The sequence below is a fragment of the Nocardiopsis changdeensis genome (genome assembly GCF_018316655.1).
Classification (GTDB): domain Bacteria; phylum Actinomycetota; class Actinomycetes; order Streptosporangiales; family Streptosporangiaceae; genus Nocardiopsis; species Nocardiopsis changdeensis.
Genome location: NZ_CP074133.1, coordinates 1076284 through 1089689 on the forward strand (window position 1 = coordinate 1076284; position 13406 = coordinate 1089689).

13 protein-coding genes are annotated in these 13406 nt (G+C 73.4%); 6 read left to right on the plus strand and 7 right to left on the minus strand.

The window, feature by feature from the left end; all coding sequences use genetic code 11:
• Positions 1 to 71: 71 nt before the first annotated feature.
• Positions 72 to 641 carry a TetR/AcrR family transcriptional regulator gene (locus KGD84_RS05105; protein WP_220564947.1) on the minus strand — a complete coding sequence of 190 codons (570 nt, stop codon included), beginning with the start codon at positions 639 to 641 and terminating at the stop codon, positions 72 to 74.
• Between the two features lie 71 nt (positions 642 to 712).
• Between KGD84_RS05105 and KGD84_RS05110 the strand changes: the two genes are divergently transcribed.
• Complete coding sequence (locus KGD84_RS05110) at positions 713 to 2242, plus strand: MFS transporter (RefSeq protein ID WP_220564948.1); 1530 nt, start codon at positions 713 to 715, stop codon at positions 2240 to 2242.
• Here the strand turns inward: KGD84_RS05110 and KGD84_RS05115 are convergent.
• From KGD84_RS05115 to KGD84_RS05130, 4 genes are all read right to left on the minus strand, one after another.
• Complete coding sequence (locus tag KGD84_RS05115) at positions 2227 to 2967, minus strand: TNT domain-containing protein (RefSeq protein ID WP_255647060.1); 741 nt, start codon at positions 2965 to 2967, stop codon at positions 2227 to 2229. The genes KGD84_RS05110 and KGD84_RS05115 overlap by 16 nt on opposite strands.
• A 155-nt stretch (positions 2968 to 3122) precedes the next feature.
• Complete coding sequence (locus KGD84_RS05120; protein WP_220564949.1) at positions 3123 to 4454, minus strand: UDP-glucose dehydrogenase family protein; 1332 nt, start codon at positions 4452 to 4454, stop codon at positions 3123 to 3125.
• Between the two features lie 237 nt (positions 4455 to 4691).
• Positions 4692 to 5345, minus strand: coding sequence for a YIP1 family protein (locus tag KGD84_RS05125; protein ID WP_338151204.1), 654 nt, complete (start codon positions 5343 to 5345; stop codon positions 4692 to 4694).
• Positions 5342 to 6856 carry an LCP family protein gene (locus KGD84_RS05130; protein ID WP_220564951.1) on the minus strand — a complete coding sequence of 505 codons (1515 nt, stop codon included), beginning with the start codon at positions 6854 to 6856 and terminating at the stop codon, positions 5342 to 5344. The genes KGD84_RS05125 and KGD84_RS05130 overlap by 4 nt, the downstream gene beginning before the upstream one ends.
• A gap of 306 nt (positions 6857 to 7162) precedes the next feature.
• Between KGD84_RS05130 and KGD84_RS05135 the strand changes: the two genes are divergently transcribed.
• The 3 genes from KGD84_RS05135 to KGD84_RS05145 all read left to right on the plus strand — a co-directional run bounded on the left by KGD84_RS05135 (position 7163) and on the right by KGD84_RS05145 (position 9560).
• Positions 7163 to 7390: a TM2 domain-containing protein gene (locus tag KGD84_RS05135; RefSeq protein WP_220564952.1), complete on the plus strand. Its 228-nt coding sequence runs from the start codon at positions 7163 to 7165 to the stop codon at positions 7388 to 7390.
• Positions 7391 to 7518: 128 nt separating this feature from the next.
• Positions 7519 to 8526 (plus strand): glycosyltransferase family 2 protein, encoded by a 1008-nt coding sequence (locus tag KGD84_RS05140; protein WP_220564953.1) that lies wholly within the window; start codon positions 7519 to 7521, stop codon positions 8524 to 8526.
• Between the two features lie 29 nt (positions 8527 to 8555).
• Positions 8556 to 9560 (plus strand): DUF4429 domain-containing protein, encoded by a 1005-nt coding sequence (locus KGD84_RS05145; protein ID WP_220564954.1) that lies wholly within the window; start codon positions 8556 to 8558, stop codon positions 9558 to 9560.
• A gap of 24 nt (positions 9561 to 9584) precedes the next feature.
• On the opposite strand, the gene KGD84_RS05150 is transcribed toward KGD84_RS05145, so the two are convergent.
• Both KGD84_RS05150 and KGD84_RS05155 read right to left on the minus strand, forming a co-directional pair.
• A complete protein-coding gene (locus KGD84_RS05150; protein ID WP_220564955.1) occupies positions 9585 to 10364 on the minus strand; it encodes a glycerophosphodiester phosphodiesterase in 780 nt (259 codons plus the stop codon).
• Positions 10361 to 11143, minus strand: a complete 783-nt coding sequence (locus KGD84_RS05155; protein WP_220564956.1) for an IspD/TarI family cytidylyltransferase — start codon at positions 11141 to 11143, stop codon at positions 10361 to 10363. Before KGD84_RS05155 ends, KGD84_RS05150 begins: the two co-directional genes overlap by 4 nt.
• A gap of 469 nt (positions 11144 to 11612) precedes the next feature.
• On the opposite strand from KGD84_RS05155, the gene KGD84_RS05160 reads away from it, so the two are divergent.
• Both KGD84_RS05160 and KGD84_RS05165 read left to right on the plus strand, forming a co-directional pair.
• Positions 11613 to 12461: an ABC transporter permease gene (locus tag KGD84_RS05160; RefSeq protein ID WP_220564957.1), complete on the plus strand. Its 849-nt coding sequence runs from the start codon at positions 11613 to 11615 to the stop codon at positions 12459 to 12461.
• Entirely contained in the window at positions 12461 to 13339 is an 879-nt protein-coding gene (locus KGD84_RS05165) for an ATP-binding cassette domain-containing protein (RefSeq protein ID WP_220564958.1), read from the plus strand. Before KGD84_RS05160 ends, KGD84_RS05165 begins: the two co-directional genes overlap by 1 nt.
• The last annotated feature ends 67 nt before the right edge of the window (positions 13340 to 13406 follow it).

The following is a 13406-nucleotide window of genomic DNA, read 5'->3' on the forward strand; positions in this document are numbered from 1 at the left end:
GACGGAGACCGAGCGCCCCGGTGCCCGAACGGGCACCGGGGCGCCGCCGTGTCCCGGGTCCGCCCGGGCCCTCAGGAGGGCGCGGTGAGGGCGCGCAGCCCGGCCAGCGCCTGTTCGGCGGTGGGCAGGGAGTCGGGGGCCACCAGGTACTGGAGCACGTAGCCGGCCACGAGGTTGTAGAGGACGGAGCCCACCCCGGCGACGACGGCCGGGTCGATCCCGTCCGCGGGGAGGTCCAGGACGAGCGCGGCCAGCTCCCGGCGGCCCTCGTCGATCCCGGCGGCCAGGGCGGCCCGCATGGACTCGTCGAACTGGGCTTGGCCGAAGGCCTGGACGCTGGAGACCAGCAGGTCGCGCTGCTCGGGGAGGGTCTCCAGCAGCGAGGTGAGCAGGACCCGCATCCGGTCCTCGGGGGCCTCGGCCCGGGAGGCGCGGACCGCCCGCGTGAAGACGTCGCCCCACTCGCCGCTGGCCTCCAGGACCGCGGCGTTCATCAGCGCGTCCTTGGAGCCGAAGTGGTAGCCGATCGAGGCCAGGTGCGCGCCCGAGGCGGCCGCGATGTCGCGCGCCGTGGTCTTGGCATAGCCCTTCTCGACCAGGCAGCGCCGCGCTCCGGCGAGCAGGTCCTCACGTTGACTCATGGGTGCAGCCTAGCATTTTTAGACGTACGTACATATTGACGCGAGATTTTGACGTACGTACGATCAAAGCCATGACGACCGAACACCCTCCCCGCGCCGCGCGCGCCCTGGCCGGGCTGGTCTTCCTGCTCATCCCGGCCCTGCTCGTGTCCATGGACCTGTCGATCCTCTTCGTGGCCGCGCCCGCCATCGCCGAGGACCTGGCCCCCACGGCCACCCAGTGGCTGTGGATGCTGGACGTCTACGGCTTCGTCCTCGCCGGCCTCCTGGTCGCCATGGGCTCCCTCGGCGACCGGATCGGCCGCCGCCGGCTCCTGCTCGCCGGCGCCGCGCTCTTCGGCGCGGCCTCCGCGCTGCTCGCCCTGGCCGACAGCGCCGGCTGGTTCATCGCGGGCCGGGTCCTGCTCGGCGCCGCCGGCGCCACCCTCGCCCCCTCCACGCTGTCCCTCATCCGCTCCCTGTTCGCCGACCCCCGGCAGCGGGCCACCGCGGTCGGCGCCTGGACCGTCGCCTTCACCGGGGGCAGTGTCCTGGGACCCATCCTCGGCGGGGCGCTGCTGGAGTTCCTCCCGTGGAACTCGGTGTTCCTGGTCAACCTGCCGTTCATGGCGCTGCTGCTGGCCGGCGCCCCGTTCCTGATCCCGGAGTCGCGCGACCCCCGCCCCGGCGGATTCGACCTCCTCGGCGCGGCCACCTCGCTGGTCGCGGTGCTGGGCCTGGTCAACGCGGTCAAACGGTTCGCCGAACACGGGGCCGACCCCTACGCAGCCGCCTCCCTGGCGGCGGGCGCCCTGTTCCTGGTGCTGTTCGTCGTCCGCCAGCGCCGCTCCGCCCACCCGCTCATCGACGTGGGCCTGTTCGCCCGCCCGACGTTCGCCGCGGCCGTCGGCGGCAACACCGCGGTCTCCTTCGCCGCCGCCGGGATGGGCGCGCTCACCTTCACCTTCCTCCAGACGGTCCACGGGCTGAGCCCCCTCGTCGCCGCGCTGTCCTCACTGCCCGTCTTCGTCGGCACCCTGCTGGGGGCGGTCCTGGCCGGGACCCTCGCCCACCGGGTCCGCCCCGGGTTCCTGATGGCCGGCGGCCTGGCGACGGGCGCCGCCGGCTTCGGCACCGTCGCGAGCCTGGAGGCGGACACCTCCCTGTGGGTGCTCATCGCGGGATACACCGTGATCACCCTCGGCGTCGGCGTGGTCGCCACCCTGGCCAACACGCTCGTGCTGGCCTCCGCCCCGCCCGAGCGCGCGGGGGCGGCGGCCGGAATCTCCGAGACGAGCACCGAGTTCGGTGCGGCCCTTGGCATCGCCGTCCTGGGCACGGCGGCCGCGGGCGTCTACCGCGACGCCATGCTGGCCGGGGGAGCCACCGGCCCGGCCGCCGAGACCGTCGCCGGAGCGGTGGCCGGGGCCCCCGCGGCGCCCGACCCCGGGGCCCTGCTGGAGCTCGCCTTCGCCGCGCAGACCTCGGGGTTCACCACGGCGGCCCTCACCGGCGCCGCGGTCCTGGCCGCCGTCTCCGCGGTGGTGGCCGTGGCCCTGCGCCGCCTCCCCCCGGGCACCGGGGAGCCGGCCCCGGGGGAGCGGGCTCAGGAGACCGTGTAGCCGGTGAACGCCGCGCACTCCTCGACCGGGCGGCTCTCCAGGTAGCCCAGGTCGAGGAGCTCGTTCACGCGGGCGTACTCGCCCTCGACCGGCTCGGGCAGCTCCCCGGCCGGGACCAGCACCTGCTCGCCGCCGCCCGGCTGCTCGAAGTGCGGGGCGATCGGGCCGGTCAGCACGGTCAGCTCCGCCGACACCTCGAAGCAGGTGTAGTTGTTCTCGGGGCCGTCCGGCCAGGTGTTCAGCGAGTCCGGCGGCAGCGCCCGCTGCGCGTACGGGGCGCCCGCCGGCGCCAGGAACGTGCCCCGGGCGGACCCGAACCGGTCCAGCATCCAGCCCTCGGGAAGGACGGTGATGTCGGTGACCGGCTCGCCGTCCACCACCTCGAAGCCCATGTGGTCCGGGTACTCCCAGCCGTCGGGCCCCCACCACCGGTCGATGAACCCGGCCGGGGACAGCCCTCCCAGCCGGTCGTAGTCCTCCAGCAGCTCCGCGACCGGTCCCTGGTCGGGCAGCTCGGCCGGCCCTAGGCGGCGGTCCCCGCACAGGTACCTCTCCAGGTCATCGGCGGTGGGCGGCGGGTCGAGCACCGGGCAGTCGGCGGGGAGGGCCGGGGCCCCGGAGGAGGGCGAGGGGGCTGCGTGGGCGGGGGCGGCCCCCGCGAGCAGGGCCAGGGCTGCCGCCCCCGCGGCCAGGCGGAAGTTCACCGGTCGGACTCCGTTCGTCACCGACGCACGGCACGCGGCCGAACGCCATGGAATGCATACGGAGAGTAGTCAAGCATGCCCGGGTCGTATCCGGGTCGCATCCGTGGCGGGACCGGGAACGGTGACGGCCGGGACCCCGCGGGGTCCCGGCCGTCACCGTGTGGAGAAGGAGGGGGCTACTGGCGGCCCAGCGCCCGGTAGGTCCAGCCCGAGGCCCGCCAGAAGGTCGGGTCCAGGGCGTTGCGCCCGTCCACGATCCGCTTGCGCGCCACCAGGCGGCCCAGCTCGTCCGGGTCGGCCTCGCGGAACTCCGCCCACTCGGTGAGCAGCAGCACCACGTCGGCGTCGGTGACCGCCCCGCGCATGGAGTCGGCGTAGTTCAGCTCCGGGTGCGCCGCGCGGGCCCGCTCCAGCGCCGCCGGGTCGTACACCGTCACCTGCGCGCCCAGCGAGGCGATGGTGGCGGCCACGTCCAGGGCGGGCGAGTCGCGGATGTCGTCGGAGTTGGGCTTGAAGGCCGCCCCCAGCACCGCCACGCGGCTGCCCGCGAAACCGCCGCCGATGAGCTGGCGGGCGATGTCGATGGTGCGCGCCCGGCGCCGCTGGTTGATGGCGTCCACCTCGCGCAGGAACGACAGCGCGGGCTCCACGCCCAGCTCGTCGGCGCGGGCCATGAACGCGCGGATGTCCTTGGGCAGGCAGCCGCCGCCGAAGCCCAGGCCCGGGCCCAGGAACTTGCCGCCGATGCGGTCGTCGTAGGACAGCGCCTGCGCCAACTGGATGACGTCGGCCCCGGCCACCTCCGACACCTCCGCCATCGCGTTGATGAAAGAGATCTTGGTCGCCAGGAAGGCGTTGGCCGCCACCTTGACCAGCTCGGCGGTCTGGAGGTCGGTCACCAGGAACGGGACGCCGCCGTCGATCTGCTTGTGCCACAGCGCCCGCACGGCCTTCTCGACCCGCGGCGAGTCGGTGCCCAGCACGATCCGGTCGGGCCTCAGGGTGTCCTCCACACCGAAGCCCTCGCGCAGGAACTCCGGGCTCCAGCCCAGCTCGGCCTCCTCGCCCGCGGGCGCCAGCGCGGCCAGCCGGGCGGCCAGGGTCGCGGCCGTGCCCACCGGCACCGTCGAGCGGCCCACCACCACGGCGGGGCGGCTCAGGTGCGGCGCCAGCCGGTCCACGGCGGAGTTCACGTAGCTCAGGTCCGCGGCGCCCGACTCGTCCTTCTGCGGTGTGCCCACGCAGATCAGGTGCAGGTCCGCGAACTCGGCGACCTCGGCGAACGAGGTCGTGAAGCGCAGTCTCCCGGACTCCAGACCCGAGACCACCAGGTCCTCCAGCCCGGGCTCGAAGAAGGGCACACGACCGGAGCGGAGCATCTCGATCTTGGCCTCGTCGACGTCCAGGCCCAGCACCTCGAACCCCAGTTCGGCCAGGCAGGCCGCTGTGGTGGCGCCCAGGTAACCGGTACCGATGACGGAGACGCGCATACGGTCCGCTTCGATCACTGGTTGAGTCCTTCCTCGCTTTCGTCCGCGCCCGTATCCCATGGTTGTTCCCGCTCGTGGCGGTGAGCACCCGGGGGAGGGCGGAAAGACGGACATGAGTCGGCGTCGGGGGAGACCCGCACGCGGAGCCTCACCCTACGCTCCGGGACATGGCCCGTACCCGAACAGGGCGTGAACACATCAGGCGCTCAGGTTACCGGTGCGCACCCGGTACCGGACACAGGGCCCCGGAGCGCCTCAATCCCGGCGCCCGGACTCCCCGTCCAGCGGTGTCCACCCGCCCTCGCCCCGGGAGAACGGCGTGGTCGTCCTGGCCGGATCGCCCTCCCGCGGCTCCCAGACCTCGGTCGCGGTCCGGCGGCCGGGGACCTCGGGCACGGTGTCGCCGACCGGCGGTTCCGGCAGCTCCTCCCGGGGCCCGTGCACGCGCTCCCAGGGGGCGGCCATCATGGCGGGCCCGGCCTCCGCGGGGGAGCGCCAGCGGCCCGGCAGGGCGGCCGAGAACAGCAGCAGCGCGCCCAGCGGCAGCGCCACGGACACCCCGGGCCCGCCCGGGTACACGAAGCTCTCCGGATTGAGCCAGGACAGCGCCGACGCGAGCGACGCCGGGTGCACCGCGGGCCACAGCGCCAGTGCGGCCAGCGGCAGCCCGGCGGCCCCGGCGGTGAGCGGCGAGACCCGGGCCGCGGCCAGGTACGCGCAGGCGAAGCCGACGAGGACCAGCAGCACCGCGGCCGCGACCGCGGCGACCGACACACCGCCCTCCAGGAGCCCCGGGAGTTCGCCCGCCGACCAGGACACGGCGATCCACAGCAGGGGGGCCAGGGCGATGCCGACCAGCAGGCCGAGCAGGTGGCGGAGCACGGGAGCACCTTCCTTCGCGGGGATCACCCGCAGATGTTGTCCCGGGCGGTCGAGGTGGTCAGCGGGGCGTCCCCGGCCGAGGGGGACTCCTCCGGCTCGGGGGCCTCGACCTCCGGAGCGTTGAACGTCGTGTAGTTGAAGCCGATCACGATCTGGATCTCGCCGTCCAGGGTGGTGTCCTCCACCACCTCGGCGCCCGGGATCGTCCCGGCCACGTACTCGGCGGCCGCGGCGTCGCCGGCGCCGTGCCGGACCTGGGTGGCGGGCACGTCCCGGCTGCTCCAGTCGGAGGCGGGGTCGGGCACCTGGAACCCGGCGCCGGCCAGGGAGCCGTCCAGGGAGGCGCCCAGCCCGGGGGTGCCGGTGCCGTTGAACACCCGCACCCGGATGTCGGCCGGGACGGGCTCCGCCGCTTCCTCCTCCGGTGCGGAGGGCTCGTCGGAGGGCCCGGTGATCGGGCGGTCGGCGTTGATGTCGGCGAACAGGTCGCGGGCGGCGGGCTCGTCCCACAGCAGGGCGACGTCGCCGCGCGGGGTCCAGAAGTCCATGTCGGCGATGGGCACCTGCGCGAAGGTCACCGCCGCCATGTCCAGGTCGCGCATCTGGTAGGCGAGCTCGTTGATGGTGGAGGTGTCCAGCCCCTCGTCGACGGTCACCGACGACAGGGCGCTGTCCAGGAACGCGGTGAGCTTGCCGGGGTCGGACAGGGTCTCGCTGCTCAGCGCCTGGTCCAGCATGGCCGCCAGCACCTGCTGCTGCCGGTCGATGCGGTCCAGGTCGCCGCGCGGGGTGGCCCGGGTGCGGGCGAAGGCCAGGGCCTCGGTGCCGTCCACCCGGTGGGTGCCCGCCGCCATGTCCAGGTGGGCCTTGGGGTCGTCGATCGCCTCGGGCAGGCACACCTCGATGCCGCCCAGCGCGTCGACCACGCCGACGAACCCCGAGAAGTCGACCTCCACGTAGTGGTCGACGCGCACGTCCGTGACCGATTCCACGGTGCGCACGGCCAGCTGCGGGCCGCCGTAGGCGTAGGCGGCGTTGATCTTGTCCTCGCCCTCGCCGGGGATGTCCACCCACAGGTCGCGGGGGATGCCGACGACGGTGATCCGGTCGCGCTCGTGGTTGAGCCGGACCAGCATCATCGTGTCGGAGCGGCGCCCGGGCGTGGAGCCCACGCTCAGCGCGCTGCGGTCCTCCTCGGCCAGGGTCTCGCGGCTGTCGGAGCCGATGACCAGGAACGTCAGCCCGCCGGTCTCCTCGGGGCGGTCCCCGTCGGCCAGGCCGCCGAAGACGTCGAAGCGGTTGAGGGTGCCCGACATCCACCCGGTGATCGCCCAGGAGGTCCCCGAGGCGAGCAGGACCAGCACGGACAGGACCGACATCACGACCAGGCCCGCGCGGCGGCGGCGGACGGCGGGGGAGGGCACGGTGATCCGGCCGGACCGGGAGGAGCGCCGGTCGCCGGGCGGGATCGGCCGGGACCGCTCACGGCGGAACTCGCCGTCGCCCGGTCGATTCCGTCCCCCGTTGTCGTCGTTCATCGGTTTCCCCGTCCCGCCCCGGTCAACGGTGTCCTCAACCCTTAGGTTGTCACCCGATCCCCCGCATCGTGTGAGATGTCGATCCTCGGCGTGTTGTTCTCGGCTTGGGGCGTCCCCGTCGGGATGGGGGAGAAAAGGGGCGGGGTCTCCACTGCAGGTCGAAGACCCGGCTCTGTGGTACTTTGTCGCCGATCTGACCGGTACCCGGCGCCGCCCCGCACGGCGCGGGACTCCCCGCCACCGGTTCCCTTCCCGGACACGGACGCCTTCATGTCCGCCGTTCCCCCTGATATTCCGGAGAAACCGATGACGCATCCCCCTGTCTCCCCCAAGAACTGGCTCGTCACCGTTCTGCTGTCCTTCTTCCTGGGCTACCTCGGCGTCCACCGCTTCTACGCGGGCAAGATCGGCACGGGCGTCCTGATGCTCGTCACCTGCGGCGGCGTGGGCGTGTGGGCCCTCATCGACTTCATCATGGTGCTGCTCGGCAGGTTCCAGGACTCCGACGGCCTCCCGATCAAGAACCAGGCCTGACCCCGCCGGCCGCGCCGGGAGACCGGCGCGGCCGCCGCCCGCGGTGCAGTACCTTGGACGCGCGCGGGCGTCGATGCCCCCACGCATCCGCCGCGCAGTCCGACACGTCTCGATCTTGGGAAGTGCCCGTGTCCTGGCCGCCGGTCTCCGTCGTCATGCCCGTCCTCAACGAAGAGCGCCACCTCGCCGCCGCGGTGGAGCACGTCCTCGCCCAGGAGTACCCGGGCGAGCTGGAGGTCGTGCTCGGCGTGGGGCCCTCCGAGGACCGCACCCGCGAGGTCGCCGACGGCCTGGCCGCCGCCGACCCCCGGGTCAAGGTGGTGGACAACCCCACCGGCAGGACCCCCTCGGGCCTGAACGCCGCCATCGGCGCCTCCTCCCACGACATCGTGGCCCGCATCGACGGCCACGCGATGATGCCCTCCGACTACCTCCGCGTGGCCGTGGAGACCCTGGAGGAGACCGGGGCCGACAACGTCGGCGGCATCATGGCCGCCGAGGGCACCACCCCCTGGGAGAAGGCGGTCGCCGCCGCCATGACCTCCAAGGTCGGCGTGGGCAACGCCCGCTTCCACACCGGCGGCGAGGGCGGCCCGGCCGACACGGTCTACCTGGGCGTCTTCCGGCGCTCGGCGCTGGAGCGCGTGGGCGGCTACGACGAGGCCTTCCTGCGCGCCCAGGACTGGGAGATGAACCACCGCATCCGCGAGAGCGGCGGCGTGGTGTGGTTCCAGCCGCGCATGCGCGTCTCCTACCGCCCGCGGCGCAACGTCAGGCTGCTGGCCAAGCAGTACTTCCACTACGGCCGCTGGCGGCGCGTGGTGGCCCGCCAGCACAGGGGCACCATCAACCTGCGCTACCTGGCGCCGCCCGTCGCCCTGGCCGGGGTGGTCCTGGGCCTGCTCGGCGGCCTCCTGTGGTGGCCGCTGTGGCTGGTGCCCGCCGCCTACCTGGCCCTCGTGGTCGCCGCGTCGCTGCCGCTGGGTCGCGGCCTGCCCGCCGCCTCGCTGCCGCTCATCCCGGTCGCCCTGGCCACCATGCACATGTCGTGGGGCGCGGGCTTCATCACCAGCCCACCCGGTCTGGGCTCGGACTCCCGTACCGCACGGGCCTCCCGGGGCGCCCAGGCCTCCTGAACCGGGCCCGGTTCCGGCATGATGTCCCCATGGACGAATTGCGCGGAGACCAAGCGGATTGGGGCTTCGACGGGGAGACCGTCGACATCGTCTACAAGAAGTCCTGGACCGGCAGCGCGCTCCTGAAGGAGCTCGGCCGCCTGAGCGTCCCGGTGGGGGCGATCGCCGGGGTCGAGTTCACGCCGGGCGGCGGCCGCCGCAAGGGGTGGCTGCTCCGGCTCTCGCTGCGCGAGCGCATGGACCCCTACGCCGCCGTCGGCGCCATGCTCCGGGACGACCTCCAGCCCTTCCGGCTCACCGGTCCCGCCAAGACCGAGCTGGTCGCCGAGTACCTCGCCGACCAGATCCGGTTCGCCGCCGAGCAGACCGAGGGCGACCCGGCCCCGGAGACCGTGACCCGGCTGGTCCCCGCCGTCCCCCTGCACATCAAGACGCGGGAGGGCACCGCCACCCTGGACGGCTCCACCCTGCGCCTGGTGTGGTCCGGCGACTACGCGAGCGCGGCCAAGCGCCGCGCGGGCCGCCGCGAGTACGACCTGTCGGAGATCTCCAGCGTGGACTGGGGGCCGCCGGACGGCTGGGGGTGGGGCTTCCTGCGCGTGGTCCCCGCAGGCGAGCCGACACGGGACGGCCGGCCCAAACACGACCTCGGCATGCTGCGCTCGGCCGACGACGGCGGCGAGATCTACAAGGTGTTCCTCATGGCCGCCACGGTCACCGCGCACGTGTGGGCCCGGGGCGGCCCGGCCCCGGCGGGCCCCGGCGGCCGCTGGCGGGAGATCGCCCGCGGCACCGTCCGCGCGCTGACCGGGGCGCCCGCGCTCCTCGGCGCCGACACCGGCCGGGACGCTCAGCCGGACCCGGACCCGGACGCGCGGGCGGAGGAGGCCCCGGACGGGGCCGAGGGGGAGCGCGGCCCCGACACCGCGTGGATCTTCGCCCAGATCGAGCGGCTGGGGGAGCTGCACGCCAAGGGACTGCTCACCGACGAGGAGTTCGCCGCCAAGAAGGCCGAGCTCCTCGACCGGATCTGACCCCGGCCGGCCCCGGCCGGCGCCTCAGGCCGCGCCGTTGAGCTCCGCCTCGCGCAGCGCGGCCACCGCGCCGGGCACGTCGTCCACCACCACCGCGTCCATCCCGGCGGCCGCGAACATCGCCGCGTCCTCCGGGGCCGGGCACCAGGAGGCCACCTCCAGGCCCGCCTGGTGGGCCAGGTCCACGGTGTACTCCACCGAACGCCGACCGGGCAGCGGGCCGTCGTCGGTGAGGCCGAACGACCGCACGTCCACGGCCACGATCGGGCAGCCCAGCCCCACCGCGCCCGCGACCGCCTGGTCCAGCGGGTTGCGCACGAACGGCATCCACGCCGTGGGCACCTCCGGGGCGCCCTCGTGGACGGCCAGCAGCACACCGGGGTCGAACGAGCACACGAACACCCGGCGGCGCTCGGCCTCCCGCCGCAGGTACGGCATCAGCAGCGAGGCGGTCCTGCGGGCGGGGGCGTCCACGGCGTCCTCCATCACCGTCTTGACGTCCACGTCCAGGCCCACCTGCGGGGGGATGGCGGCCAGGCCCTCCTCCAGGCCCACCAGCCCGGCCCGGGCGCACTCGGCCGCGGTCAGGTCCACCACCGCGCGCCCGTCGTCCAGCGCCGCGTTGTGGTAGAGCACCAGCTCGTCGTCGGCGGTGCGCCGCACGTCGATCTCGATCCAGTCGGCCCCGGCCGCGACCGCGGCGCTGAAGGACTCCGGTGTGTTCTCGCGGGCCTGGTCGACCACTCCGCGGCCCACGCCGCGGTGGCCGATGACCTCCGTCGTCCCGCCGAAGACCCCGCTCACGGCGCCGCCTCGCGCAGGGGGGCGTCCCCCCGGGACCGGCGCAGCAGCGCTTCGGCCACCTCCACGTCGCCGGGGTTGGTCACCTTGATGTTCGTCTCTTCGCCCGGCACGATCCGGACCTCCTTCTCGGGCAGGTAGCGGAGCACGACCCCGCAGTCGTCGGTGGCGACCAGGCCGGGGTCGGCGGTCGCCAGGGCGTAGGCGCGGCGCACCGTCCCCAGCCGGAAGCCCTGCGGGGTCTGCATGCGGCGCAGCGAGGAGCGCGCGGGGACCTCGGCGACCGCCTCGCCGCCGGGGCCCTCGACCACGCGCACCACCGTGTCCGCGCTGGGCACCGCCACGCCCACGGCGTCCGCCCGGGCCAGAGCGGCCACGCAGGCGGAGACGGTCGCGGGGGAGACCAGCGGCCGGGCGGCGTCGTGCAGCAGCACGAGGTCGTCGTCGGCGGCGCCGGACACCGCGGCCAGGGCCGCCACGGAGGTGTCGGTGCGGGTCGCGCCGCCCGGCAGTACCCGGGACAGCTTGGCGAACCCGGCGTCGGCCAGCAGCTTCTCCGCCCGGGGAACGTACTCGTCCACCATGAGCACGATGATCTCGTCCACGTCGGGGCACTCCTCGAACGCGGACACGGCGTGTTCCAGGATCGTCCGGCCGGCCAGCGGCAGGAACTGCTTGGGGGTGTCCGCGCCCATGCGCGCCCCGACCCCGCCGGCCAGGACCGCCGCGATCACCCGCGGGCGCCCGGCGCCGTCCACCTCGTCCACCGATCTCCTCCTCATGGCGGTCTCCCCGACGGCGGCGAACCGGCGGGGCCCGTACGCGGAACGGAGGGTGACGCGGCGCGGACGCGACGGTTCCGGCTCCCGGCGGGGACACCCGCGGCCGCGGCGGCCCGGATGTTGCGCGCGTGTTTCCGTTCCCTACGAGCCGAGGCTAGTCGACCGGCCCCGGGCACGCATGGTCACGGTCCGGACACGGATGTGCGGCAGGTTGGTGGGCGCGCCCCGTCCGTCGCAGCGGTAATCTATGCACGCCTGTTCAATGTGCCCGGTCCGACCGCGACCCACAGCGGTCGTCGAGCCGGGCGCGGTCCGTGACAATCCCCCGGTCGCCCGGACACGTCCCCCCGTTTCCCCGGTCGTCGTCCGACCGGGGCCGTGGACCGCGCGTGTCGACCGGTGCGCGCAGGCACGAGAACCCACCTGTCCGGTGGCGCGAGCGTGGACCGGACGGCAATTCTTTCGATCCTTGGAGGTGGCGGTGGCGTCAAGGGCGCTGGCCGTCTGGGAGCACCGGAAGGTCGTCGGCCTCCTGGTCCGACGCGACCTGAAGGTCAAGTACCAGCAGTCGATTCTCGGATACGCCTGGACGATGTTGGAGCCGCTGGCTCTGACCCTGGTCTACTTCTTCGTCTTCGGGGTCATCCTGGGGGCCGACCGCGGCATGCCCGCGAACGCGATGGAGTACGGCGGTTTCCTGCTCTTCCTGGTGGCCGGGATCCTGCCGTGGAACACCTTCGGCGCGATCCTCAGCGAGGCCCCGCGCGCGATGATCACGCACTCCAAGCTGATCACCACGATGAAGGTGCCCCGGGAGATCTTCCCCACGGCCACGGTGGGCACCAAGTTCATCGAGTACCTGCTCACCTGGCCGGTGCTGATCCTCTTCGTGATCTTCCTGGGCGGCCGCCCCTCCTGGGAGGGCGTGCTGGTCTGGCTGCCGCTGGCCATCCTGCTCCAGTTCACCATCGGCCTGGGCCTGACCCTGCTGCTGTCCTCGATCAACGTGCTGGTGCGCGACGTCGAGCGACTCGTGCGCATCGCCTCCCGCATCCTGTTCTACGGATCGGCGATCCTGTACCCGGCGTCCATGGTCCTGGAGTCGGCCCGGGTGCCGGAGTGGCTCAAGGTCGCCTACCAGTTGAACCCGCTGCTGGGTATCTTCGAAATGCACCGCGCGGTGTGGTTCGCCGGGTTCGAGGAGCTGACCCCGGGGCCGATCGCGATCACCTCTGCGGTCGTCGGTTCGCTGCTGATGCTGGTCATCGGATACTGGACGTTCCGCCGCCTGGAGATGTCCGTCCTGAAGGAGTTGTGATGGCCCAGACCGACTACGGCACCGACCTGGCGAGCGGCCCGGTCATCGAGGCCAAGGGCCTCGGTGTCAAGTTCGCGGTCAACCGCCGTCGCAAGCGCAGCCTGCGCGAGATGTTCATCCACGGCACCAAGCGCGACCCCAACGCCGAGGGGGACGAGTTCTGGCCGCTGCGCGACGTGTCCTTCGAGGTCGCCCGCGGCGACTGCGTCGGCATCGTCGGCAAGAACGGCACCGGCAAGTCCACCCTGCTCAAGATGATCGCCGGGGTGCTCATCCCCGACGAGGGCGAGGTGCACGTGCGGGGCAAGGTCGCGCCGCTGCTGGAGCTGCGCGCGGGCTTCAACGACAACCTCACCGGCCGCGAGAACGTGTACCTGGTGGGCTCGCTGCACGGGATGACCGAGAAGCAGATCGACGAGCGCTTCGAGGAGATCATCGACTTCGCCGAGATCAAGCAGAAGTTCGTGGACACCCCGGTGCGCCACTACTCCAGCGGCATGAAGGTGCGGCTGGGCTTCGCCCTGATCTCCCAGCTGGAGCACCCGATCATGCTGGTCGACGAGGTGCTGGCGGTGGGCGACAAGGCCTTCAAGCGCAAGTGCTACGAGGCCATCGAGCGGATGCTGGCCAACCACCGGACCATGGTGCTGGTCTCCCACAACGAGGGCGACCTGCGCCGGTTCTGCAACCGCGGCCTGTACATCAAGGGCGGGGCGCTGGCGCTGGACACCGACATCGACGCCGCGCTGGCCGCCTACAACGAGGACACCAAGGCCGAGATCGCCAAGCGCAAGCAGGCCGAGGAGGCCAAGAAGAAGCGCGCGGAGGAGGCCGAGAAGAAGGCCGGCGGCGACAAGGACGGCGGCCAGGCCGCCTGACCCCCGCCGCGCCCCGAGGGCGCCCCAGGGGGCTCTCAGGGCCCGCAGAGGACACACGGTGCGCACT